Origin of the sequence: Neobacillus novalis NBRC 102450, from assembly GCF_001591805.1 — a bacterium.
In the GTDB taxonomy this organism is placed as follows: domain Bacteria; phylum Bacillota; class Bacilli; order Bacillales; family Cytobacillaceae; genus Neobacillus; species Neobacillus novalis.
This window is the reverse complement of sequence record NZ_BCVP01000007.1, coordinates 164,861-189,390: the sequence shown is the minus strand read 5'-3', so window position 1 is coordinate 189,390 and position 24,530 is coordinate 164,861. Positions and strand designations below refer to the sequence as shown.

Below are 24,530 nucleotides of genomic sequence, written 5' to 3'. Positions count from 1 at the left end.
AGCATGGGATTTGCAATTTTAAACGGAAAAATTATTGATCGTTCAGAAGCGAAAGTGGATATCGAGGACCGTGGTTACCAATTTGGCGATGGGGTGTATGAAGTCATCCGTGTTTATAACGGAAAAATGTTTACCGCCGTGGAACATTTGGAGCGTTTTGTTAAGAGCTCGAACAGTATTGGCATTTCTCTCCCATACAAAACAGCGGAATTATCGGGATTACTAGAAAAGCTGATTGATAAAAATAATCTACAGCTTGGGATTATCTACATGCAGCTAACGAGAGGTGTAGCTCCTCGTAATCATGCTTTTCCAACTGAGAGAATTACGCCTACCCTTACAGCATATACGAAGGAGTTCGCAAGACCTGATGAAAGCATGAAAACGGGTGTAAAGACGATTCTGACAGAGGATATCCGCTGGCTCCGCTGTGATATTAAAAGTTTAAATTTGCTGGGCAATTCATTAGCAAAACAAAAAGCAGCGGAGGCAGGCTGTTTTGAGGCCATCCAGCATCGCGACGAAAATGTTACCGAAGGAAGCTCGTCGAATATCTATATCGTCAAAAATGGTGTGGTTATCACGCATGAATCCAATAATCTTATTTTAAAAGGAATTACTAAAGATGTGATTCTCGATTTGTGCTTGGCAAATAATATCCCTGTAGAAGAGCGGACCTTCACGCTTGAAGAGCTGGCAAGTGCCGATGAAGTGTTCCTATCCAGTACAACTTCAGAGGTCATGCCAATTGTCGGAATAGGCGATAAAAAGGTAACCGAAGGTCAACCAGGCCCAGTAACAAAAAAACTACAAAAACTATTCCAACAGGAAATCGAAAAGCAATGCAATAAACTGAACTAAAAGTGGTGTCAGGCACCATGTGAAAAATTCACATAGTGCCTGACACCCTTTTTACATTAAGATGGATACAATTTGGAGAAAATAGACTAAAATGAAGAAAAAGGAATGAGAAGCGATATGGAGCAGCGAAACCACTTTTTCTTTGCTGTGAAAATTCCCGAAGAAACGAAATTGATTATGAATCATCATATCAATCAATTAAAAGCAATCATCCCATTTAGCCGCTGGGTCGACTATCAGGACCTCCATATTACATTGGCCTTTCTTGGCGCAGCACCTCATGAAAAACGTGCAGCCGCAGAAATAAACGTCAATGAGGTCTTAAAGGAGGCAGCAGCACTGACATTGAAAATTAACAAGCTTGGCTTTTTCGGGATCGAGAACGCCCCTCGTGTACTTTGGGCCGATACCATGGAAAGCATTGAGTTGAAGAATATCAGGGAGAAAGTGTTTTCTGCCTGCGAGAGGGCGGGTTTTCAACTGGAAACAAGACCCTTCCGTCCCCATATTACCCTTGCGCGAAAGTGGAACGGGACCACCACTTTTCAAAAGGGATTGCTGGAAGTATGGCATGAACTTCAGCCTGAACCTCTTCAATTTCAAACAAATGAGGTCGTATTATACCAAACACATCTACACCAAACACCAAAATATGAAGTCATTAAACGATTCGAATTACAAGCTTATAATTATTAAGTTAAAGGTTGGTTTTATGAAGGACATCTACTTTATTATTAATCCAAAAGCGAGAAACGGTCATTGTTTAAAAATTTGGGGAAAGATTGAAGCGCAGCTAAAGACAGAACAGATTTCCTATCTAGCCTTTTTCACCGAATATCCCGGTCACGCTAAAAAGCTCGCCCATCAAATTGCTGACAACAAGAATGACAACGAAAAAATCATTATTGCTGTTGGCGGTGATGGCACGATCCATGAGGTCATGAATGGGGTAATCAAGCATAAGAATATAACACTTGGATTTATTCCCGGCGGTTCAGGGAACGATTTTTCAAGGGGATTTCAGATTCCGTCAGACCCGTTAGAAGCCTTAGAGGTCCTATTAAGGCTTATGAAGCAGGAACCAGCGTTCATTGATGCCGGGAAAATGACGCTCGAAGATCAATCGGAACATTATTTTATTAACAATATGGGCGCTGGGTTTGATGCGATTATTTCCTACGAAGTGAATCAATCTCAGATAAAAGGATGGTTAAACAAGCTTTCGCTCGGCCGCTTAGTATATGTTTATTTTCTCCTAAAAAAGCTATTTACTTATCAAACTGCCACAATTGATTTATCAATTGATGGGCAAAAGCATATATTTGAAAAGACATGGTTTGTGACTGTCTCCAATCAACCTTACTATGGAGGCGGGATGAAGATTGCCCCGGAAGCTGAGCCGGATGATGGCCAGCTTGATATTACCGTTGTCCACCAGTTAGCGAGATGGAAGCTCTTACTTGTATTTATCAGTGTTTTTTGGGGAAAGCACATCCATTTTAAAGAAGTAAAAACATTTAAGGGAAGGGTTGTTTCCATCCAATCGGCGACATCGTTGTATGTCCATGGAGACGGGGAACATATTGGTTATACTCCTTTAAACATAGAGATTCAGGTAAAGGGATTGCAGGTGTTAACGAGAAGGGGTAGGAAAGTAAACCTTGATTTGAAAGAGAGGGGAGCGAATGATCACCACTGACAGGAATTTCCTTGCCTATTTGGATGAGCTGACAATCATTACGATACTGCTTCCACTTTCCTATCATCAAGGGGTGTCAGCCTCATTTTATCTCATCGATCATTCCCAGAAGAGCCCACTGTCAATCCTTAGCATCAACCAGATTGAAAATAATCAAAAATATATTTGTCGACTTGAGGTTGACATTTCATTTGGTAAACAATATTGGATCATGGATGAACATGGGGGACAAACAGACCTGCAAATAGGTGCAGTGATTCGAACGGAGTCATTTGATCATTTATTTTATTATGACGGGAATGATCTTGGTGTGACCTATGATGCCAATCAGACACGTTTCAAACTTTGGGCACCGACAGCCACTCAAGTGAAACTCAAATTACTTCCGCCCAACAGTCATTTTTCAGAAATCATCAAGATGAAACGCGAGGACTTCGGAGTATGGTCTGTTGGTATCAACCGTGAGCTAGAGTCCTTTCAATATCGTTTTCTCGTTCAAGTCAATCAGGAATGGCGAGAGGCTGTTGACCCGTATGCCAAGGCTGTGACGGTAAATGGTGAGCAGGGGGTTATTGTGAAGCTTGAGAAAACCCGCAAATCGAAACACGTGTTACCACCCATTGAAAGTCCAGTAGATATCATTATTTATGAAACCCATATAAGAGACTTTACGATACATGAAAATAGCGGAATTATCGATAAAGGACTTTACATTGGTGCTGGGGAGCGGAACACGAAGGGAAAAGGCGACGAACCAACCGGGTTATCCTATGTAAAAGATTTAGGTATTACCCATATTGAATTCCTCCCATTTAATGATTTTGCCGGCATCAATGAACTGGAACGGAATAAAGCCTATAATTGGGGATATAATCCGCTTCACTTCAATGCTCCTGAAGGCAGCTATTCCACCGACCCCTCAAATCCATATGCAAGAATTATTGAGTTAAAACAATTAATTGACCAAATACATCAGAGCGGTATTCGCGTTATTATGGACGTAGTTTATAATCATGTGTACATTCGTGAAACTTCCTCGTTTGAAAAGATAGTCCCTGGCTATTATTTTCGCCATAATGAAATGGGTTTGCCTTCTAACGGAACAGGGGTCGGAAATGATATTGCTTCCGAACGTAGAATGGTTAGGAAATTTATCGTTGATTCTGTTCGCTATTGGCAGGGGGAATATGATATTGATAGTTTTCGGTTTGATTTAATGGGGATATTGGATATAGCTACTATTTCAGAGGTTTGTGAGAGTTTGCCTAAGGGAACGATCCTTCTGGGCGAGGGCTGGAACTTGAATACGCCCCTTCCATCAGAACAAAAAGCAATGATAGCCAATCAAGCGAAAATACCTCAAGTAGCCATGTTCAATGACAAATTTCGCGACACGATTAAAGGCAGCACCTTCAATTTGTTTGATAAAGGGTTTGCCATAGGGAATGATCATCACACTGAAACGGCATTCGAGGTCATCACAGGTAGTATAGGTTTTAAAAAGAAAGAAAACCGGCTCTTTAACGAACCCTATCAATCAGTAAATTATATTGAATGTCATGATAATCATACACTATGGGATAAGCTTCTCTTTTGCCTGCCAGATGCGGATGACTTGACGCGCATGAAATATCACCGGCTTGCTACAGGTATTGTCCTATTGTCTCAAGGAATTCCTTTCCTTCACAGCGGGCAGGAGTTTTTTCGAACAAAACAAGGTGATGGAAATAGCTATCGCTCCCCTAACGAGATTAATCAGCTAGATTGGGATCGAAAATGGGAGTTTATTGAAAATGTAAATTATCTTAAAGGATTGATTCAAATTCGGAAATCTTTTTCTTGTTTTCGAATGAGAACTGCTGGTGAAATTCGAAGTCAAATCCAGCAATTATCCACAGCTGCCCCACTTTTAGGCTGCTTATTGCACAAGGATACTCATGAAGTAATCTTGTTGATTAATCCCTCTCCAAAGCCGCAATCTATATCACTTCCTGAGGGAGAATGGTCCATTTTAGCTGATCATGAATTTGCGGGAATTTCCCCAAAAGGTGCCCTTGTAAGGGAAGAACTTACGGTTGATTCTATTTCGCTTAATGTTTTGCTAAAAAAATAGTTTTCCAAGATGACTTGACGAAAAAAGGCAATTGGAGATAAAATTTAATAAGATAGCTATTGTATGGAATGAGATCAATAGCTTTTTTTTTTATTTTTAAAAAGTCATAGCTGTTGATTTGAATGTGGTAAAATAAAACCTTCGGCAGCATAGCGTTACCTCTGAATAAGATGGGCAGCAAAGCTCGTTAGAACGGCATAAATTGAAGGTGAACAATTTTGGAACATATATTAGGACAAGAGTGGGAGATAATCCCTGCTGGGGGCGCAACGGGAGAGGCCTTTTATGCAAGCTATGAGGATCAGAGGCTTTTTTTAAAGCGGAATTCTTCTCCCTTCCTTGCGGTTCTTTCAGCAGAGGGTATTGTCCCAAAGCTTGTTTGGACGAAACGATTGGAAAACGGGGATGTTATTTCGGCACAACAATGGCTGGAAGGCCGTGAACTAAAACCTTCTGAGATGAACCATGAGGCTGTGGCCAGGTTATTAAAGAAGATTCACTGTTCAAAGCCGATGCTTGGAATGCTTAGCCGGTTAGAGACGTCCCCATTGCTTCCGGAGACTTTTTTTCAAGCGGTGGTAAATGAGTTGGATGAACAAGTGCTTTCATTGATGGAAGTGCAAAAGGCGTTGAGCTTTTTAAAGAAAGAAGCTGTCAATGTTTATTGTGATGAAAAAGTCGTTTGCCACGGTGATGTGAACCATAACAACTGGCTGCTTGCAGAAGACAACCAGTTGTACCTGATTGATTGGGATGGGGCGATGATTGCCGACCCTGCCGTTGACCTAGGATTACTGCTTTATTGGTATATTCCTGAAGAAAACTGGCAAGATTGGCTGAACATGTACGGAAAAAGCTTTACCAATCATTTACGGTTACGAATGAAATGGTATGTTGCACTGCAAACCTTAACCTCGATTCAATGGTATAAAAGTAAAAAACGCCTGGAAGAAATGAACAAATGGATAAAGTTTTTGGACGATATCCTCTAACTAAACTGATCAATATTGCTTACCCATTGTGATAAGTTATCTTGGTTAGATAAAATATGCTGATCTAAATCAGCAGTCTCTGCACCATGCTGACTGTACTGATAGACCTCCTGTAAAATGGTTTTTACATTTTCATCAACTTGAGTGTTGACCATTAGAGATTTTACCAGGCGTTCCAATTGTTCACATTCTGCTACGGATCCACAGCAATCGGCCTGGTGGTTGTTTAAGATATCTTTTAATAAAGTAACCTGGTCATCATGGCTTAATGGCATGAAAACACGCCCTTTCAACGTGGGAATTTAAAAAGGAATTCACAGTTAGGATGTGAATTCTTTTTTTGTTTATACTTAAACTTATTTTCCAGCAAAAATTACTTGCAGGAAAACGGTTTTTAGTGATATGGTTTGAACGATAATTTTTTTAGGAGTGTCATAAATGAGACTGAGGAATAAGCCTTGGGCAAAGGATAAAATAGAGCAGCATCCACAATATATTGTCGCAAATCCCGAAATGTACAAGGGAAAATGGCATGAAGTATTTGGCAATAAGCAGCCGCTTCATATTGAAGTCGGAACGGGAAAAGGCCAATTTGTCACCGAAATGGCGAGAGCAAATCCCGGCATTAATTATATGGGAATAGAATTGTATGACAGTGTCATCGTTGCGGCGTTAGACCGTTTAATTGAAGCCGATTTACCGAATCTTAGGCTGTTAAACGTGAATGCAGCTGATTTAGAGAAATATTTTGCTAAGAATGACGTTGACAGAGTTTATCTGAATTTTTCTGATCCATGGCCAAAGATCCGTCATGAAAAAAGAAGATTAACATACAAAGATTTCTTAAAGCTTTATGAGGATATTTTGGTCGATCAGGGTGAAATTCATTTTAAAACCGATAATCAGGGTTTATTTGAATACTCCCTTATGAGCTTTTCCGATTATGGATTATTGTTAAAGTATGTAAGTCTTGATTTTCATAAAAGTGATTATCAAGGAAACATCATGACAGAGTACGAAGAGAAATTCTCGGAAAAAGGAAATCGGATTTATCGCTGTGAAGTTAAATATCAGAATTAATTGGGTGGACAGTTCTTTAACGAGGCTGTCCTTTTTTGTTTTCTAAATAATCAGCCAATGATAAAATGGGGGAAAAGAGGAGGTTTTGGATGATGGAGACATTACAGATAGGGAATGTTTCACTGACATGGTTATCAGGAGGGGTAACAAATCTAGACGGCGGTGCAATGTTTGGGGTCGTTCCGAAAGGGCTATGGTCGAAAAAATATCCTTGCAATGAAAAAAATCAAATCGAATTGCCGACAGATCCAATTTTAATTCAGATGGATGGAAAGAATTTGTTAGTCGAATCCGGACTTGGAAAAGGGAAATTATCTGAAAAGCAATTAAGAAATTTTGGCGTTGCCAGGGAATCTGAGCTTGAATCTTCTTTGGAGAAAGTAGGCTTGAGTGTGGAAGAAATTGACTATGTCCTAATGACCCATTTGCATTTTGACCATGCCGGGGGTTTGACAAAACTTGAAGAGGGACAATATGTATCAACCTTCCCAAATGCAAAAATTATTGCGTCGCAAGTGGAATGGGACGAAATGCGCAATCCTAATATTCGTTCAAAAAATACATACTGGAAAGAAAACTGGGAGGCAATTGAATCGCAGGTGGTCCCTTTTGAGGAAAAGTGGAACTTGGGGGCCATCACGATGATCCATACCGGAGGGCATAGTGATGGGCATTCAATCTTGGTTATTGAGGACGGCGGAGAACTGTCCATCCACATGGCAGACCTGATGGCAACACATGCTCATCAAAATGTTTTATGGGTGATGGCTTATGATGATTATCCAATGGATTCAATCTTAGCAAAGGAAAAATGGCTGCCATACGGATTGGGGAAAAATGCCTGGTTCACATTTTATCATGATGCCTTTTACCGCGCAGTTAAATGGGGCTCCGACGGAAAACAAATAGTGGAGAGCATTAAGCGGGAAAGATAAGCGATTTTTAAAATTCCCTAGTCGACAAAAAATAGCCGTATCTATTATTAAGATACGGTTATTTTGGTAGCTAAGATATGAGTGCATCTGATAAAGGGCGTACATCCAAAAGGGTTCCAGTCTGGGCATCGGCGATGAATTCAAATTGTTCATTTGAGCCGTTGTTATTTTTCGAAATGCCGCCCTTGTAAACTTTATAGTGAATTTGGTGTTTTTCATACGGCTCCGCTTCCATATGTATCCATGAACCACTAATTGGCCCATTCTGTTTAAATTGTTTCTTAACCTGCTCTAATACCTTTTCAGGTGAAACCTTTAACTTGTTATTTAGGACTTCATGAGCAGCATATCCGCCAATGATACCAACCGCTGCGCCCAGGATAAACGACTTCCAGTTCATTTGAATACCTCCAAATATTAAATTGGAAAAGATTACATTTACCATTCTCCTCTTTAGTATATCGTATTTAAAAGGAAGAAGGTAATATTACTAATATTGAAATGAAATGTTGGTAAGCGGTCAAAAATTTCTGTAAAATAAACACTATACATAAATACACGATTAAAAGGAGCACAAAATGAACGAACAAACCTTAAATCTTTTTCAAACGTTAACAGAGCTGCCCGGTGCACCCGGCAATGAGCATTTAGTAAGAAATTTTATGAAGGAACAACTAGCTCAATATTCTGATGAAATTATCCAAGATAAATTAGGCAGTATTTTCGGTGTGAAAAAAGGAAATGGAACTGGCCCAACCGTTATGGTTGCCGGACATATGGATGAAGTGGGTTTCATGGTGACGGCCATTACCGATAATGGCATGCTTCGTTTTCAAACACTTGGCGGATGGTGGAGCCAGGTGCTACTCGCACAGCGTGTCCAAGTGATGACCAAGAATGGTCCGGTTATTGGTGTTGTTGGCTCGATTCCACCACATCTGTTAGACGAATCGAAGAAAAACAAACCAATGGAAATCAAAAATATGCTTATTGATATTGGGGCCGATAATCGCGAAGATGCTGAGCGAATTGGAATCAAGCCTGGTCAGGCAATCCTGCCAATTTGTCCATTTACGCCAATGGCAAATCCGAAGAAAATTTTAGCTAAAGCTTGGGATAACCGTTACGGCTGTGGGTTAGCAATTGAGCTGCTTCAGGAATTAAAAGATGAGACATTACCAAATATCCTTTATTCCGGGGCGACTGTTCAGGAGGAAGTAGGATTACGCGGAGCGCAAACAGCGGCGAATATGATTAATCCTGATATCTTTTTTGCGCTTGATGCAAGTCCGGCAAACGATATGAGTGGAGATAAAAATGAATTTGGTCAATTAGGCAAAGGGACATTACTTCGCATCCTTGACAGGTCGATGGTGACGCATCGCGGAATGCGTGAGTTTGTCCTCGATACGGCGGAAACAAACAATATTCCCTATCAATATTTCGTATCACAAGGCGGAACAGATGCAGGCCGTGTTCATTTATCTAATGAGGGTGTTCCAAGTGCTGTCATCGGTATTTGTTCGCGTTATATCCATACCCATGCTTCAATCGTTCATATTGATGACTACGCTGCCGCAAAAGAACTCGTCGTTAAACTTGTCAAAGCTTGCGACCAGACAACGGTGGATACCATTAAATCAAACAGCTAATATTCGTGGGGAGGGGGGCATTTTATATGCCTCCTTTTTGGGTTGGCCTCTTCTGAATGGGGTGTTGGGGACTAAAAAGGCTCTGGATCAAAGAAAGCGGCCCATGGTCGCCAATAAGGTCTATTGGAGCCCATCGATGCCGAAAAAAGCAGCCGACGGTCGCCAATAAGGTCTATTGGAGCCCGTCGACGCCGAAAAAAGCAGCCGACGGTCGCCAATAAGGTCTATTGGAGCCCGTCGATGCCGAAAAAAGGAGCCTACGGTCGCCAATAAGGTCTATTGGAGCCCGTCAACGCCCGAAAAAAGCGGCCACGGGGTCAATAAGAGCGGTTCATAAAGCCCGTCGACGCCAAAAAAGGGGCCCACGGTCAATAAGAGCGGTTCATAAAGCCCGTCGACGCCAAAAAAGCGGCCCACGGTCAATAAGAGCAGTTCATAAAGCCCGTGGACGCGGAAAAAAGCCGGCCACGGTCAATAAGATCGTTTCATAAAGCCCGTTGACGCCAAAAAAAGCTATCCACGGTCAATAAGAGCGGTTCATAAAGCCCATCGACGCTGAAAAAAGCCGCTCACGGTCAATAAGAGCAGTTCATAAAGCCCGTCGACGCCAAAAAAAGCGGCCGACGGTCAATCAGCCTCATCTATTTAGTCCAGTAAGACAAAAATAGAGAGAATCACTATTAAAAGGAGCTCCAGCAAAATGAAAATCATTATCGGCTCAAAGAATCCGGCCAAAATAAAAGCAGTCAAAAGTGGTTTTTCCCAACAAGAAGCTGAGTTTGTTTCAATTGATGTCCCCTCAGGTGTAAACGCACAACCGTTTTCAGATGAAGAAACAATTCAAGGAGCAATCAATCGAGCTGTAGGTGCGTTAAATCAAGGAAATGGCGATATTGGGATTGGCCTTGAGGGCGGCGTTCATGAAACAAGCCACGGATTGCTTCTGTGCAACTGGGGGGCACTTGCCACACACAACATGGAACCGATTATCGCCGGCGGTGCCCGATTCCTTCTCCCAGAGGAGGTAGCTGCAAGACTTAGGTTGGGGGAAGAGCTCGGTCCGGTTATGGATGATTACGCAAAAATGAAAAATGTTAGAAAGCATGAAGGGGCGGTTGGGATTTTTACAAATGGGATGATTAACCGCATAGAAATGTTCACACATGTTACAACACTTCTAACAGGTCAATATACCTATCATCAGAAACATCTAAGAAGATAAATCTTACGTTTTCGACAGCAATATACGACAAAGGTCTTGTCATTCTAATATTCCGACGGGTATGATAGGGATAGGACTTTGTTCATATTGCAAGGGGGCGAAAAATCTGAAATTCTTCAAAACCATTACTTTGTTCATGCTATCAATCCTGTTATTATCTGCGTGTAACAATGCTTCGTTCAAAGATGAAAGTAAGGCATCGGTAAAAACGGCTAAGGCTATATTCAAGGAACAGGAAAAAAAGCCAAATCAAAAGAATGAAAAAACTCATTTTTATTTACCTTCCGGTTACAGTATAAAAGATAAAACAACAAATAATATCATTTTACAAAATGGCGCGGACACCTATATTCTGTTCATTAATCCGCAAGAAGACAGCTCAAGTGATGTTGTCTATAAAGCAACAGTCGATCAATACGAGAAGCTCGATACGAACGAGAAGTTTACAAATGATAATAAATTTGGATTTTTGACAATTAAGCAGTTGAAGGATAACAGCTTGAACGAATTAACCATCGGTGTCGGCGGGGCAAAAATAACGACACAAGCTAAAACAAGTAATCTGAATGAGGATGCCAAAGTAATGATGGAAATTGTCAATTCAGTTGAAACTGAAAAATAAAACGGAGGGAATCCCTTCGTTTTTTTTGTGGTGTCAATAGACTCCTGTATTAAAAAAACAATTAAAATTTGCTGTAACCTTTTTATTATTCATTCGTGGTTTAAGTGAAGAGAGGGGGAGCCTTGGACGAAAAGCGGAATATCAAACTTGAAGATATTTATCGGAAATACGCCGAGGGATTGTATTATTATCTACTCCGTTTATCGGGTTCTCCCACCGTAGCTGAAGAGCTGGTTCAAGAAACCTTTTATCGCGCGACCATTTCCTTATCATCGATTAAGCATCAGGAAGTAAAACCCTGGCTGTTTAAAATAGCACGCAATATTTATATTGATGAATGGCGAAAGCGGCAAAGGTGGAAATGGGTTCCGTTTTTTGAAAAAGAAGAAATGATTAGTCCATACGGCATTCCGGAAGCTGAAGCAGTAAAGAAGGAAAATAAAAAAGAGCTTAAGGATTTGTTAGCCTTGCTGCCGGAAAATTACCGGACCATTCTTTATTTCCGAGAGTATGAGGACTTTACATATCAAGAAATTCAAGAAGCGATGGAATTATCTGAATCCCAGGTGAAAGTAACACTTTTTCGCGCCAGAAAGAGGTTAAAGGAATTAGCTGAGAATGTGAAAGGGGAAAGTGAACATGACGGAATGGACAAAGGATAAAGAGAAAAAAGTATTATGGAAATACCGTTTTTTGTTAACATTTAGAATCCTTAGAGTCATTGTCATTCTTTTCTGTCTTTACGCGGTTTATATGATGCTATTATCAATTGGCTATTCAAAAACAAATCTCTATAGCAAAAATGAATTTCAAATGAATTTGGCTATTGATTGGACACAAGCTGGTAACTATGGAGAATCCGGTCTTCATGGGGAAATCACACCGTTTTTAAGTCAAAAAATCTCGTTTCCACTGTACCGGACAATCGGAAAAGAAGAACAACCAATTGGCACAGTTAATTTAACCAAAGGGGTTGGACCCTTTTCCACAAAAGAAATAACCTATTTAAATTCAGCAGATGCAAAGCTTTTTCAGTTCTATTTACCAGAAGATCCGCGAACGGGAAAAGCTTTAAGACTTCAAAGCACCCCAGAAGTCTGGAGTTCCTTGAATAAGGTGCATGAAGGGACTGTTGCCAACTTAGCTTTTTCGACAACAACATTTCTTAAGCCTGAAGAATTGCTTGACCGCTTAAAGGATTATGATGTCGATGTCCTTTGGATGCCCTTATATACGGGAGAACTTAAAGAACTTAGGGATATTGGTTATACTCTAGGTGGAGATAATTATTTATCTGTCGATTCAATTGGATTATCTAAAGCAAGACAGAGTGATGATTACCATTCCTATAGTGTAACTGGCATTCGTATGGAAACAATAAAGGAAAATGAGAACATCATGCTTTCCAATATGAAAATGCTGATTGATAACGAAAGCAGCTCATATCTTGAAAATGTATTGGGTCTAAGATATTTAGATGATAGATACCATTATTTAAAAAAGAATGGCTTTCATGTATATGGCGCAGTTGTAACGGGTCCGGTAAAGGAATTATTAAAGCTTAAAAACTTGGATATCGTACAAGGAGCTGAGCTTGGAAAATACGAATATTGGAATTGGACTGCACAAGATTAATAATAAAGCTTTTTTGGGAACAATGAAAGTGAACGACTGGCTTTTTTTTCAACAATACCCCTAATGCATATCATTGGACGGAGAAGCCGCATGACTGCTATCATTTGGGAAGAATCTAACAATTAAAGTGAAAGGGAGGCATTGAATTTGAAAAATTTAGAATCAATAGAGCAATTTGAACAACTTCGTGACGGATCAAAAACGATCTTTATGTTTTCAGCAAACTGGTGCGGAGATTGCCGGTTTATCGAACCCGTGCTTCCGGAAATAGAAGCTAAATTTACTGAATATACGTTTACTCATGTGGATCGCGATCAATTTATTGATTTATGCCAACAGGTTGACGTCTATGGCATTCCAAGCTTTATCGCTTATGAAAACGGAAAAGAGCTTGGTCGCTTTGTCAGTAAAGACCGAAAAACGCAAGAAGAAATCGAAGGATTCATTTCGGGTTTAAAATAATCTAGCCTAACCCTCTCTCTTCTTTTGAGATGAGGGTTTTTTTAATGTACAATAGAAAAAGCAGCTCCTGGAATTGGAGGATTACAAAGTGAAAATGGATAGCAAAAAAATGAAAAGAGAATTAGAGGCGCGACTGGCTGGGAAAGACAGAGTCATTTCTTACGACCGTGAAAAAGATCAGCTGCGCATTGAAAGTGAATTAGTCGGTAAAGGTATAACCATTTCATTGCCTGGAATCGTCGCTAAATGGCATGTCAATAAAGAAAAAGCCATTGATGAGATCGTTTATTACGTCGAGGAAGGACTCCGAGCAATGGAGGAGCCCATTCAACTTACAGACCACGAACGAAAAATATTCCCTATCATCCGCTCCACTTCGTTCCCGTCAGAAGCGGAAGAGGGAATTCCGTTTTTGAGTGATGAACACACGGCAGAAACCAAGATTTATTACGCCTATGATATGGGCAAAACCTATCGATTGATTGACATTCGGATGATGGAAAAAGAGGGCTGGGAACCTAACCGGATAAAGGAGATTGCCCTTTTTAATGTCAGATCCCTATCAACGTCATTAAAAGAGGATCAAGTGGCCGGGAATACGTTTTATTTTCTCAATACGAATGATGGTTACGATGCCAGCCGGATCTTAAATAAAGGTTTCCTCGCTGATTTTGAAAAGAAAATGACGGGGGCAATGGTTGTTGCTGTTCCTCATCAAGATGTGCTGATTATTGCCGATATTCAGAACGACCGAGGCTATGATGTTATGGCGCAAATGGCCATGAGTTTTTTTGCAAATGGACATGTGCCAATTACGGCATTATCATTCATATATGAAAATGGGGAATTAGAACCGATTTTTATAATGGGAAAAAATAAATAACACATCATTTGAAAAAGGATCACAGAAAAAGTGGTCTTTTTTCCTTACCGCTAATAGCTATTTAGAAGATAATTTGACTCATTCTCAATAATTATCTCGAAAAAATAATTTTTACTGCTAAAATAGAGTGATAGATAAAGTAGAAAGAGTGATAGTTTTGAGTTGGATTCAAGACTTTTTCCAAAAATTCAAACGAGATGATGATGAAACATACGACGATTATAGCCTACATAATCATAGACCTGAAAACCTCCCGCTTATAAACCAATATGAAAGTCTAAAGGATTTAGATACGAAAATTTCTTATCAATATCCAAAAGGCAGTGTTCGTCCTACTCCTGCACCGCGGGAAAACCGAAAATCAATCGAAGCACCATTACGCCAAAAAAGATCCAAGAAGCTTCCCGAGAAAAGAAGAAAGATAGAGCAGCAGGAAGTTCAACCAGTAAAAGAAGAAGTGCCTAAAGTAAAGCATGAAAAATTAGCAAGAAGCCGGGGGCCGTTTCAACCCACGGAGATTCCTTCACCGGTTTTCGGATTCAATAGGCCGAAAAAAACGGACACAGTCGTGGAGCATGAATTGAGCCACTTTTTAACTGAGGATTTTGATAATCAGCTAGATGAGCTGGTTCTTAGAAAAGAGCCGGCGCCAATAACTCCAGTTCACAAAGAGCCGGCGCCAATAACTCCAGTTGACGAAGAGACTACGCCAATAACTTCAGTTCACGAAGATCCAGCACCACTAACTTCGGTGCACGAAGTGCCAAATGAACTAGATAATGCAGCGGAACTAGAAGTTATTGATACAGCCACTGAAGCTATTGAAATCATCCAGAATCGAAGGTTCATCCCTCTAGCCAAAGGGTCAGCGGATGGACACAAAGAAGCAGCGGAAGAGGCTGCGTCTGGACTTGTGCTGGAAATGGAGCAAGAAGCAAACATTAATGATAAGCCCGAACCTGAACCGCCTGCACCAAAGCGGTCCCATTTGCCTTTCAATGTCATGATGCTAAAGCAGGATAATCAAAAATGGGAAGAACGAAAACGAAGAAGAGAACGGGAACAGCAGCAAGTTATTCCGACCGAAATCAAACCTGTCGAAAACGTTCAGCAGATTAATCAGCACGCTCCTGACATAGTGGAGGAAATCCAGCATAAGATGGATGATGGATTATATGCACTCCCGAAATCCAGTCTGTTAAGCCCGCCTGTTACTGAGGTGAGGGATACCAAATGGCTGCTAGAACAAGAGGAGCTTTTAAACCTTACGCTACAAAACTTTAATGTAGGTGCAAGTGTTGTCCATGTGACCCAAGGTCCGTCGGTTACCCGCTTTGAGGTACAACCGGAGCCGGGTGTGAAAGTAAACAAAATTACTAATCTAAGTGATGATATTAAGCTAAGCCTTGCTGCAAGAGATATTCGCATTGAAGCTCCAATCCCGGGAAAACATACGATTGGGATTGAGGTTCCGAATCAAAAGTCACGGCCTGTACTCATCAATGAAATTATCCAGACGAGTGTTTTTGAAGAATCAAGCTCACCGTTAACAGCGGTACTGGGCCTTGATATTGCCGGAAAGCCGATTGTAACTGACCTAAAGAAAATGCCGCACGGCTTAATTGCCGGGGCGACAGGTTCAGGAAAAAGTGTGTGTATTAATACGATATTAATAAGCTTGTTATTCAAAGCTAAACCTGAAGATTTAAAGCTATTGCTAATTGATCCAAAAATGGTGGAACTTGCGCCATATAATCGTATTCCCCACCTTGTCAGTCCGGTTATTACGGACGTAAAGGCAGCAACGGCTGCGTTAAAATGGGCTGTCGATGAAATGGAGCGGCGTTACGAGCTATTTGCCCATACTGGCGTTCGCGATATTAACAGGTTTAATGATCTGGCAATGCAGCATAAGCGCTATTCAGATAAGCTTCCGTTTATTGTCATTGTGATTGACGAGTTAGCCGATTTAATGATGATGTCACCCGCAGATGTTGAAGAGGCCATCTGCAGGATTGCCCAAAAAGCAAGGGCTTGCGGGATCCATTTAATTGTTGCGACACAAAGACCATCTGTTGATGTTATTACCGGGCTAATAAAGGCGAATATTCCAACTCGGATTGCCTTTTCAGTATCTTCCCAGGTAGACTCGCGGACAATAATCGATATAAGCGGCGCTGAAAAATTGCTTGGCCGCGGCGACATGCTGTTTTTAGAAAATGGTTCTTCAAAGCCTGTCCGTTTGCAAGGAACATATGTATCAGATGAGGAAATAGATCTTGTCGTTGCCCATGTAAGAGAGCAGCGGGAGCCTGAATACTTGTTTGAGCAAGAAGAGTTATTAAAAAAGGCCCAAGTAACGGAAGAGGAAGATGAACTTTTCTACGAGGCGTGTGAATTTATTATTGAGCAAGGCGGTGCCTCCACTTCAAGCCTGCAGCGGCGCTTTAAAATTGGCTATAACCGGGCGGCGAGGTTAATGGATATGCTAGAAACGAATGGATATATAACCGGAGCAAATGGCAGCAAGCCGCGTGATGTCCTAATAACAGAGGCCGATTTAGAAGCGATTCAAGACTAGTACTTTTTATTTATCTTTTGCATTCATTGTAGACAGGGACGAAGAATAAATAGTACACTGACCGGAACGGATTTAACAGCAAAGGTTATCAAATAGTTTTTCTTAAGGAACAATGTTATAATAATGAAATGATTTTTAAAAACGTAAATGAACCTTATTCCATTTTTTAGTAAGGTTTTAAATAATGTCAAATACAGACAGATGTCATATACTGTTTACAGTATTACGTTCGTTGGAGGTTCTTCTATGACTATTTACCATTTTGTAGGTATAAAGGGGTCTGGAATGAGTGCACTTGCACAAGTTCTACACGATATGAAATTTCAAGTGCAAGGCTCTGATTATGAAAAGCATTTTTTTACTCAGGATGCTCTTGAACAATCAGGGATTACAATCCTTCCCTTTCAAAAGGAAAATATCAAGCCAGGATTGACGATAATTGCAGGGAATGCTTTTCCTGATACCCATGAGGAAATTCAAGAGGCGATGAAGCTTGGACTTCCTATTGTACGTTACCATCGCTTTTTAGGCGATTTTATGCAAAACTTCATAAGTGTGGCGATTACCGGTGCACATGGAAAAACGTCCACAACCGGACTGCTTGCACATGTAATAGAGGGAGCTAAGCCCACTTCTTATTTAATTGGCGACGGAACAGGTAAGGGCCAAGAAGGTGCTGAATATTTTGTGTTTGAAGCATGCGAATACAGAAGGCACTTCCTATCGTACTTTCCAGACTATGCCATCATGACAAATATTGATTTTGATCACCCTGATTATTTTGCCAACCTTGAGGATGTTTTTTCGGCCTTCCAAGAAATGGCGATCCAAGTGAAAAAAGGGATATTTGCTTATGGTGATGATGAGCAGCTGCAAAAAATTCAGGCAAAAGTTCCTGTTTTGTTTTACGGATTTGGTGAAGAAAATGACTATCAAGCCAAAAATCTTGTCAAAACAACAAATGGAACAAGCTTTGATGTTTTTATTCGGAATACATTTTTTGATACCTTTTCGATTCCGACCTTTGGCGACCATAGTATTTTAAATGCACTGGCCGTGATTGGTTTATGCCATTATGAAGAAATAAATGTGGAAGTCGTTAAGGAACTTTTAACAACTTTCCAAGGTGTGAAAAGAAGATTCACTGAAAAAAGAATCGGGACACAAATATTAATTGATGATTATGCCCATCATCCAACAGAAATTAAAGCCACCATTCAGGCAGCTAAACAGAAATATCCTGATCAAAAGATTGTCGCTGTCTTCCAGCCGCATACATTTACGCGCACACAGGCCTTTTTAGAGGATTTTGCCGAAAGTTTACGCCTGGCTGATAAAACGTATTTATGTGAGATCTTTGGCTCGGCACGGGAAAATCATGGAAAGTTGTCTATTAAGGACTTACAAGATAAAATCGCTGAGTCTGAAATTATTACCGAAGAAAACACTTCCGTCTTAAATGAACATACCAACAGTGTCATTATTTTTATGGGCGCTGGAGATATTCAGAAGTTCCAGGAATCTTACGAAAAACAGCTGTCCTAATGTAAAAGGATGCCGGGCATTTTACCGGCATCTTTTTATGTTATAAGAAAATAAACGCCAGAGTGAATTTTTCAGAACAAAAGGCAGGAAAACAAGACAAAGATAGGGAACTATTATAAGATAATTAGTGAGGTTTATATCCATCTTGGCTGGGTAATACATAATGATATGATTAAGGCGGGGGTGCATGATGCAAATTATTTTATACTTAAGTGTAGCCTTGATTGCGATTGCGTTTTTAGTGCTTGTTATTTATTTATCAAAAACGCTTAAATCACTTCAAGGTACACTGACAAGCGTCTCGAAAACGTTAACTGGATTGGAAAAACAACTGAATGGTGTGACAAGTGAAACGACGATGCTGCTGCAAAAAACAAACGCACTAGCGGAGGATATTCAGCATAAATCCGAAAGTTTAAATAGTGTGGTTGATGCGGTAAAGGACGTTGGGACAACAGTTACTAAATTTAATGACACGTTAAAGAACATTACGAATTCAGTTGATAAGCAGGTAGTTGAAAATAAAGAGAAAATCTCGCAAATTGTTCAATGGAGTAATGTCCTGCTTGAACTAAAGGATAACTGGCAGGCTAGAAAAGAAGCAAAAAATAAAATAAGCCCAGCTGATGGCAAGAGGGTAAGATCCCATTAGAAAATTCAAGGAGGTTTCAATTGATGGCCAATAGAGAATATGAATCACGTGAAACGAATCAAGCTCGGAATGAGGGGTCTTCGAACAGCTTTTTACTTGGAGCCCTAATTGGCGGTGTTGCGGGGGCTGCTGCAGCGCTGTTTTTGGCGCCTAAAACGGGAAAAGAGCTTCGAAATGCAGTAACAAATCAAGCTGGTTCTTTAATGGATAAAACGATTCAATTGCGGGGAAGTGTGAAGAACAAAAGCAATGAATTGGCCACTAAAACATCTTCTCTTTCCCAAGGGCTCGTCCAGCAATCCTCTGACCTAATAAAGAAAGTAACAGGAAGAACTAGCAGCCAAGATAAAGCCGGGGATGAAGCAGATTTAACCTTTATTCCAATTCATGAACCAAAAGAAAAGAAAACCATCAAAAAAACCATTCCGATTGGAACATTAGACAGCTCGGAAATAAGAAAAAAGCTGGAGGAAGCCCAAAAAGCTTTTGACACGGAAGAGAGTAAGGTAAAGCTTTAAAGGGAATTTATTTGTGATACAAACGGTGGAGTGATAAAATGGCTTCACCGTTTATTTATTTTATTTATAGAAAAGGGGCGGAGCGCCGTGCTTAAGAAACTTGATTCCGTTGAAGAATTTAATCAACTGGTAGAAAAAGAAAGCAAGTTTTTTCTTTTAAAACATAGTTTAACTTGTCCAATTAGTCATGCAGCGTATAAAGAATATGAAAAATATGCTGATGAACATCAAGATATTCCAACGTATTACTTAGCTGTTCAGGAATCACGGCCGTTGTCTAACGAAATAGCGGAGAAATTCCAAATCAAGCACGAATCCCCGCAAGCGATTCTTTTTTCGAGCGGAGCAGCATCCTGGAATGCTTCCCACTGGAAAATAACGAATCGTGCTTTAGTAAATGCGAGGACGGAAAACCAATAGGGCAGTACCTGCCGGCAAAAGAAAAAAATTGCCGTAAATGCAGCACAAACTAGTTGTTTTGAACATAATTTAATAAAATAGAAAAAAACCACTCTTTAATACTTAAAAGCGTTTAATTGTTAAAGAAAAAAGAGGTGACAAAGAAATATATTTCCGCTATAATAAATCCTAATTAAAAAAATTATAAAATTTAAAAATATTTGCTTGTAAGCTAATATCTCATGATTGATTGAATGGAACAAACTCTGGTATTAGACTGATTTGCAAATGAAAGGACGGGGACGATGGATGGGCAAAAATGATTTAGATCAACTAAGGGCGCGTGTCGACGAACTTAACTTGGAGCTGCTGAGGCTGATTAATGAAAGAGCAGGTCTCGTCCAAGAAATTGGACAAGTAAAAGGAAATCAAGGGGTTTACCGTTACGATCCAGTCCGTGAAAGAAAAATGCTAGAGGTCATTAAGGAGCATAATGATGGTCCGTTTGAAAATTCAACCATCGATCATATCTTTAAAGAAATTTTTAAAGCTGGCCTAGATTTGCAAAAGGATGACCATGAGAAAGCGTTACTTGTTTCGAGAAAGAAGAAGCCTGAAAATACAATTGTCACCTTAAAAGGTGACAATATTGGCGATGGAAAGCCGCATTTCGTTTTCGGCCCTTGCGCGGTAGAGTCGTATGAGCAAGTGGCAACCGTTGCGAAAGCAATGAAAGAAAAAGGCCTAAAGCTGCTTCGCGGCGGTGCCTATAAACCTAGAACATCTCCGTATGATTTCCAAGGTCTTGGGGTAGAAGGATTAAAAATTCTAAAACGGGTAGCAGATGAATTCGATATGGCTGTTATCAGTGAAATCGTAAATCCTGCAGATATTGAAATGGCGATTGACTATATCGACGTCATTCAAATTGGGGCACGGAATATGCAAAACTTTGAATTACTGAAAGCAGCCGGTGCCGTTAAGAAACCTGTTTTGTTAAAAAGAGGTATTGCAGCAACAATCGAAGAATTCATCAATGCTGCTGAGTACATTATGGCACAGGGGAATGGACAAATCATTCTGTGTGAGCGCGGGATTAGAACCTACGAACGAGCAACAAGAAATACTCTAGATATTTCAGCAGTCCCAATTTTAAAACAAGAAACACACTTGCCAGTCATGGTTGACGTAACCCATTCTACTGGAAGAAGAGATTTACTGCTGCCGGCAGCGAAGGCCGCTATTGCTATTGGAGCAGACGGAGTAATGGCTGAAGTCCATCCGGACCCTGCGGTTGCCCTTTCCGATGCCCAGCAGCAAATGGACCTGAACCAATTTGACAATTTCTATAATGAATTGCTCGCATCACACTTTGTTCGGATTTAAAAACACATGGAAATCCTATTAAAAACCTTCTGCAGTCTTCAAGCAGAAGGTTTTTTAAATAAAATATCGAGAAATTACGAAAAATGTTGACAAATGCAATTGCGGCTTTAATCTTCTTATCGTATGATTAAATACATATATCAGATTGTATATTTCCTCACAATGAGTAGATTTATATTAGATGTTGTAAAATAAAGAAAACAATGTACGTTTTAGGAGAGTGTTATTAGTGAATATAACTATTTATGACGTTGCAAGAGAAGCCAATGTTTCCATGGCAACCGTTTCCCGTGTAGTCAACGGTAATCCAAATGTAAAACCAGTGACCCGCAAAAAGGTTTTAGAAGTCATCGAAAGATTGGGCTACCGTCCGAATGCTGTTGCCAGGGGATTAGCGAGTAAAAAAACAACAACTGTAGGTGTCATCATTCCAGATATCTCAAATATCTTTTTTGCTGAATTAGCCCGCGGAATTGAAGACATTGCCACGATGTATAAGTACAATATTATTTTGAGTAATTCTGATCAAAATAAGGAGAAGGAATTTCATTTGCTTAATACGATGCTGGGCAAACAAGTGGATGGGATTGTCTTCATGGGAGGAAATATTTCCGCGGACCATGTGGAGGAGTTTGAAAAATCGCCTGTACCAATCGTTCTTGCTGGCTCTATTGAAGAGTCGAATCAGATTCCTTCTGTAAATATTGATTATGAACAGGCTGTTTTTGATTCTGTTAAAGAATTCATTGAAAAGGGACATAAGGATATTGCCTTTGTTGTTGGGCCTCTTCATGAGCCGAAAAATGCCTTGAAAAAACTCAAAGGGTACCAAAGAGCACTGCAAGAAGCTGGGCTCCCTTATAATGAAGACTTGGTTGTTGAAGGTGACTATACGTATGACTCCGGCATTGAAGCAGTGGAGAAATTACTTGATGCACCAGAGAGACCAACGGCTATTTTAGTCGGCGCTGATGAAATGGCACTGGGAGTTGTCCATGGGGCAGAAGATAAAGGCTATAAAATTCCTGACGACTTTGAGGTTATCACTTCTGATAATACAAGGCTGTCGTTGATGGTACGCCCGCAACTGACAACTGTCGTTCAGCCGTTATATGATATTGGTGCCGTTGCCATGAGGCTGTTAACAAAATTAATGAATAAAGAGAAAACAAGTGAACACATTGTTGTCCTTCCGCACCGAATTGAACACCGTCAATCGACGAAGTAATTAGCAATGCAATCGAGACTCATTGAACTCGAAGTTAGATAATAAAAAAGGGCTGCCAAACGTAATGGCGGCCCTTTAACTTGATTGACTTTTATTCTGATTACGAATCGGATAAAGTGCTTTTTCTAGCGTGATTAAATTCTTCTCTGTTATCTCCGCTTTCCTAGGGATTGGGGTGTATAAGTTCTCAGGGTCTTCCCATTCCTTTGGCAATGTTACAGGTGATTCCTTTTGCCAGTAATCTACCCAATCAGCAGGTAAACGGCCATAACAATTGGAGTTTTCCGTCATTTCCAACCAAATGTGAGCCCAGGCTCTCGGCACAACCCTCCAAATATCATAACCGCCGCCTCCTACCGCAATCCATTTTCCACCACAATATTGATGGGCAATTTCATGGGCGAGCTTTGGAATTTCCCGGTAAATCTTCATCGTAGCTGATAAATGTGTTAAAGGATCATAATAATGGGAATCGGCCCCATTTTGTGTCAAAATCACATCCGGCTTAAAAAACTCAGCTACTTCCTTAAGGGCTTGTGTGTAGGCATACAGCCACGATTCATCTTCAGTAAAGGCATCTACCGGAATATTAAAAGAATAGCCGTAGCCCAATCCCTGGCCTCTCTCATTGATGTTTCCGGTTCCAGGAAATAAATATCTTCCAGTCTCATGAATCGACAGGGTACATACGTTAGGATCATCATAAAAGGACCATTGGACACCATCACCGTGATGTGCGTCTGTATCGACATATAAAACACGGGCATCATATTTTTCTTGAAGATATTTAATCGCTACTGAACTATCATTGTAAATGCAAAATCCTGAGGCTTTTCCGCGAAAACCGTGATGCAAACCGCCGCCAAGACTGAGGGCGTGCAGCGCCTTGCCAGTCATCACCTGATCGACTGCTGTCAGTGTACCGCCAACTAACAAAGAGCTCGCCTCATGCATATTAGCAAATACAGGAGTATCTTCAGTACCCAAGCCATAGTTCTCGGCAATTTCGTTTGGAAGCTGCCCATGGCCTGCTTTTTTTACTGCATCTATGTAGCTTGGATCATGAATAAGAGCAAGCTCTTCTTCTGTTGCCATTCTTGGCGCAATAATATGTTCTGAATCTAATCCATGAATTCTATTTAATAAGTCTACTGTTAGTTTGAGCCGGAATTGATTGAAAGGATGATGACTGCTGAATTTATAACTCAGCAGTTCTTCTGAATAAATAAAGGCTGCGCGATCTTTCATAAAGAAATTCCTGGCAGATTTGGCCATAAGACATGATGACCAGCCATTTTAAGTTCATGAATTAATCCTGATGGATTCATTAATTGAACCCTAATGACAAGGATTTTATATTGCTCATCCTGTTTATCCGGGTAAACAAGTACACTAAGAATATTTGCTTTTCGCTTGCGAATGATATCAGCAATATTACTGAGAACACCGGAGATATTCGGAACCCTTAGTTCAATTTGCGACCCCGGCTGATGGGCGCCTGTTAACTCGACCATGGTTCGCAGTAAATCTGTTTCAGTAATAATACCGATTAATTTCTTGTCCTTTATGATTGGAATGGCGCTGATTTTATGTTCGTAAAAAACGGCTGCAACTTCCTCAACAAAATCAAGCGGATGTCCGGTGATGACATTGCGCTCCATAATCACTTCAAGTGGTTTTTTCAAATCGTCTGGATTCTCATTCGTCCGAAAAGTCGAAGGTGTTGCTTCTTTCAATCGGGAAATGGTGACAAGACCGACTAAATTACCTTCATGATTTACGATAGGAATATGGCGGATATTATTTATCTCCATTGCTTGGATGGCATCAGCAATGGAGTCTGTCGGTTGTAAAGTTACCACATTTGTTTTCATAATTTCTTCTACAATCATTAGGAAATCCCCCTAATTAAAAAATTTTCCCATGTCTAGCTCCAGCGCCCTAGCGGCTAGTGTCCTTCGCACTCCGCCCTACGATAAGTCAACATCGGTTCACTCCGTTCACCGTGTTTCCTTTATCTCAGTTGGAGCGCTCCAGGCCATACGCCGCTGACCAGGGCGCTTCC

Annotated in this window: 25 protein-coding genes; 21 read left to right on the top strand and 4 right to left on the bottom strand. The window is 40.5% G+C overall.

Annotated features, from left to right (window positions below; all coding sequences use genetic code 11):
- Positions 1–3: 3 nt before the first annotated feature.
- The 5 genes from dat (at position 4) to BANVL01_RS05465 (ending at position 5,665) form a co-directional block, all read left to right on the top strand.
- Positions 4–861 (top strand): D-amino-acid transaminase, encoded by an 858-nt coding sequence (dat, locus tag BANVL01_RS05485; protein WP_066090938.1) that lies wholly within the window; start codon positions 4–6, stop codon positions 859–861.
- A 105-nt stretch (positions 862–966) separates the two neighbouring features.
- Positions 967–1,557: an RNA 2',3'-cyclic phosphodiesterase gene (gene thpR, locus BANVL01_RS05480; protein WP_235845488.1), complete on the top strand. Its 591-nt coding sequence runs from the start codon at positions 967–969 to the stop codon at positions 1,555–1,557.
- A 16-nt stretch (positions 1,558–1,573) separates the two neighbouring features.
- Positions 1,574–2,560, top strand: a complete 987-nt coding sequence (locus BANVL01_RS05475) for a diacylglycerol/lipid kinase family protein (RefSeq protein WP_066090932.1) — start codon at positions 1,574–1,576, stop codon at positions 2,558–2,560.
- A complete protein-coding gene (pulA, locus tag BANVL01_RS05470; RefSeq protein ID WP_066090926.1) occupies positions 2,547–4,673 on the top strand; it encodes a type I pullulanase in 2,127 nt (708 codons plus the stop codon). Before BANVL01_RS05475 ends, pulA begins: the two co-directional genes overlap by 14 nt.
- 218 nt (positions 4,674–4,891) lie before the next feature.
- Positions 4,892–5,665: a phosphotransferase family protein gene (locus BANVL01_RS05465; RefSeq protein WP_066090923.1), complete on the top strand. Its 774-nt coding sequence runs from the start codon at positions 4,892–4,894 to the stop codon at positions 5,663–5,665.
- On the opposite strand, the gene BANVL01_RS05460 is transcribed toward BANVL01_RS05465, so the two are convergent.
- Entirely contained in the window at positions 5,662–5,940 is a 279-nt protein-coding gene (locus tag BANVL01_RS05460) for a YtzH-like family protein (RefSeq protein ID WP_066090920.1), read from the bottom strand. The genes BANVL01_RS05465 and BANVL01_RS05460 overlap by 4 nt on opposite strands.
- Before the next feature lie 163 nt (positions 5,941–6,103).
- On the opposite strand from BANVL01_RS05460, the gene trmB reads away from it, so the two are divergent.
- Both trmB and BANVL01_RS05450 read left to right on the top strand, forming a co-directional pair.
- On the top strand, positions 6,104–6,745 hold the full coding sequence (gene trmB / locus BANVL01_RS05455) for a tRNA (guanosine(46)-N7)-methyltransferase TrmB (protein WP_066090917.1): 642 nt from the start codon (positions 6,104–6,106) through the stop codon (positions 6,743–6,745).
- 92 nt (positions 6,746–6,837) lie between these two features.
- The gene (locus BANVL01_RS05450) at positions 6,838–7,680 is read left to right on the top strand and encodes a YtnP family quorum-quenching lactonase (protein ID WP_066096839.1); all 843 of its coding nucleotides are present in this window, start codon (positions 6,838–6,840) and stop codon (positions 7,678–7,680) included.
- Between the two features lie 70 nt (positions 7,681–7,750).
- On the opposite strand, the gene BANVL01_RS05445 is transcribed toward BANVL01_RS05450, so the two are convergent.
- A complete protein-coding gene (locus BANVL01_RS05445) occupies positions 7,751–8,080 on the bottom strand; it encodes a PepSY domain-containing protein (RefSeq protein ID WP_066090914.1) in 330 nt (109 codons plus the stop codon).
- A 178-nt stretch (positions 8,081–8,258) separates the two neighbouring features.
- Here BANVL01_RS05445 and BANVL01_RS05440 point away from each other — a divergent pair, with 178 nt between their 5' ends.
- From BANVL01_RS05440 to ccpA, 14 genes are all read left to right on the top strand, one after another.
- Entirely contained in the window at positions 8,259–9,332 is a 1,074-nt protein-coding gene (locus BANVL01_RS05440; protein ID WP_066090911.1) for a M42 family metallopeptidase, read from the top strand.
- Between the two features lie 700 nt (positions 9,333–10,032).
- On the top strand, positions 10,033–10,554 hold the full coding sequence (locus BANVL01_RS05435) for a DUF84 family protein (RefSeq protein WP_066090910.1): 522 nt from the start codon (positions 10,033–10,035) through the stop codon (positions 10,552–10,554).
- 130 nt (positions 10,555–10,684) lie between these two features.
- Positions 10,685–11,176 (top strand): hypothetical protein, encoded by a 492-nt coding sequence (locus BANVL01_RS05430; RefSeq protein ID WP_082804872.1) that lies wholly within the window; start codon positions 10,685–10,687, stop codon positions 11,174–11,176.
- A gap of 122 nt (positions 11,177–11,298) precedes the next feature.
- A complete protein-coding gene (locus BANVL01_RS05425) occupies positions 11,299–11,838 on the top strand; it encodes a sigma-70 family RNA polymerase sigma factor (RefSeq protein WP_066147729.1) in 540 nt (179 codons plus the stop codon).
- Complete coding sequence (locus tag BANVL01_RS05420) at positions 11,816–12,811, top strand: anti-sigma factor (RefSeq protein WP_066090907.1); 996 nt, start codon at positions 11,816–11,818, stop codon at positions 12,809–12,811. The genes BANVL01_RS05425 and BANVL01_RS05420 overlap by 23 nt, the downstream gene beginning before the upstream one ends.
- Positions 12,812–12,958: 147 nt before the next feature.
- A complete protein-coding gene (locus BANVL01_RS05415) occupies positions 12,959–13,273 on the top strand; it encodes a thioredoxin family protein (protein ID WP_066090904.1) in 315 nt (104 codons plus the stop codon).
- 94 nt (positions 13,274–13,367) lie between these two features.
- On the top strand, positions 13,368–14,156 hold the full coding sequence (locus tag BANVL01_RS05410; RefSeq protein WP_066096828.1) for a DUF1444 domain-containing protein: 789 nt from the start codon (positions 13,368–13,370) through the stop codon (positions 14,154–14,156).
- A gap of 157 nt (positions 14,157–14,313) precedes the next feature.
- Complete coding sequence (locus BANVL01_RS05405; protein WP_082804871.1) at positions 14,314–16,737, top strand: DNA translocase FtsK; 2,424 nt, start codon at positions 14,314–14,316, stop codon at positions 16,735–16,737.
- Between the two features lie 246 nt (positions 16,738–16,983).
- Positions 16,984–18,282, top strand: a complete 1,299-nt coding sequence (murC, locus tag BANVL01_RS05400; RefSeq protein WP_066090901.1) for a UDP-N-acetylmuramate--L-alanine ligase — start codon at positions 16,984–16,986, stop codon at positions 18,280–18,282.
- 190 nt (positions 18,283–18,472) lie between these two features.
- Positions 18,473–18,934 carry a DUF948 domain-containing protein gene (locus BANVL01_RS05395; RefSeq protein WP_066096822.1) on the top strand — a complete coding sequence of 154 codons (462 nt, stop codon included), beginning with the start codon at positions 18,473–18,475 and terminating at the stop codon, positions 18,932–18,934.
- A 23-nt stretch (positions 18,935–18,957) separates the two neighbouring features.
- Positions 18,958–19,452 (top strand): YtxH domain-containing protein, encoded by a 495-nt coding sequence (locus BANVL01_RS05390; protein WP_066090898.1) that lies wholly within the window; start codon positions 18,958–18,960, stop codon positions 19,450–19,452.
- Between the two features lie 87 nt (positions 19,453–19,539).
- Entirely contained in the window at positions 19,540–19,872 is a 333-nt protein-coding gene (gene ytxJ / locus BANVL01_RS05385) for a bacillithiol system redox-active protein YtxJ (RefSeq protein WP_066090895.1), read from the top strand.
- Positions 19,873–20,160: 288 nt separating this feature from the next.
- Complete coding sequence (locus BANVL01_RS05380; protein ID WP_066090892.1) at positions 20,161–21,237, top strand: bifunctional 3-deoxy-7-phosphoheptulonate synthase/chorismate mutase; 1,077 nt, start codon at positions 20,161–20,163, stop codon at positions 21,235–21,237.
- Positions 21,238–21,466: 229 nt separating this feature from the next.
- A complete protein-coding gene (gene ccpA, locus BANVL01_RS05375; protein ID WP_066090889.1) occupies positions 21,467–22,465 on the top strand; it encodes a catabolite control protein A in 999 nt (332 codons plus the stop codon).
- 75 nt (positions 22,466–22,540) lie between these two features.
- Here the strand turns inward: ccpA and BANVL01_RS05370 are convergent, their stop codons facing one another.
- Together BANVL01_RS05370 and BANVL01_RS05365 are read right to left on the bottom strand one after the other, a co-directional pair.
- A complete protein-coding gene (locus BANVL01_RS05370) occupies positions 22,541–23,713 on the bottom strand; it encodes an acetoin utilization protein AcuC (protein ID WP_066090885.1) in 1,173 nt (390 codons plus the stop codon).
- The gene (locus BANVL01_RS05365) at positions 23,710–24,357 is read right to left on the bottom strand and encodes an acetoin utilization AcuB family protein (RefSeq protein ID WP_066090882.1); all 648 of its coding nucleotides are present in this window, start codon (positions 24,355–24,357) and stop codon (positions 23,710–23,712) included. The genes BANVL01_RS05370 and BANVL01_RS05365 overlap by 4 nt, the downstream gene beginning before the upstream one ends.
- Between the last annotated feature and the right edge of the window lie 173 nt (positions 24,358–24,530).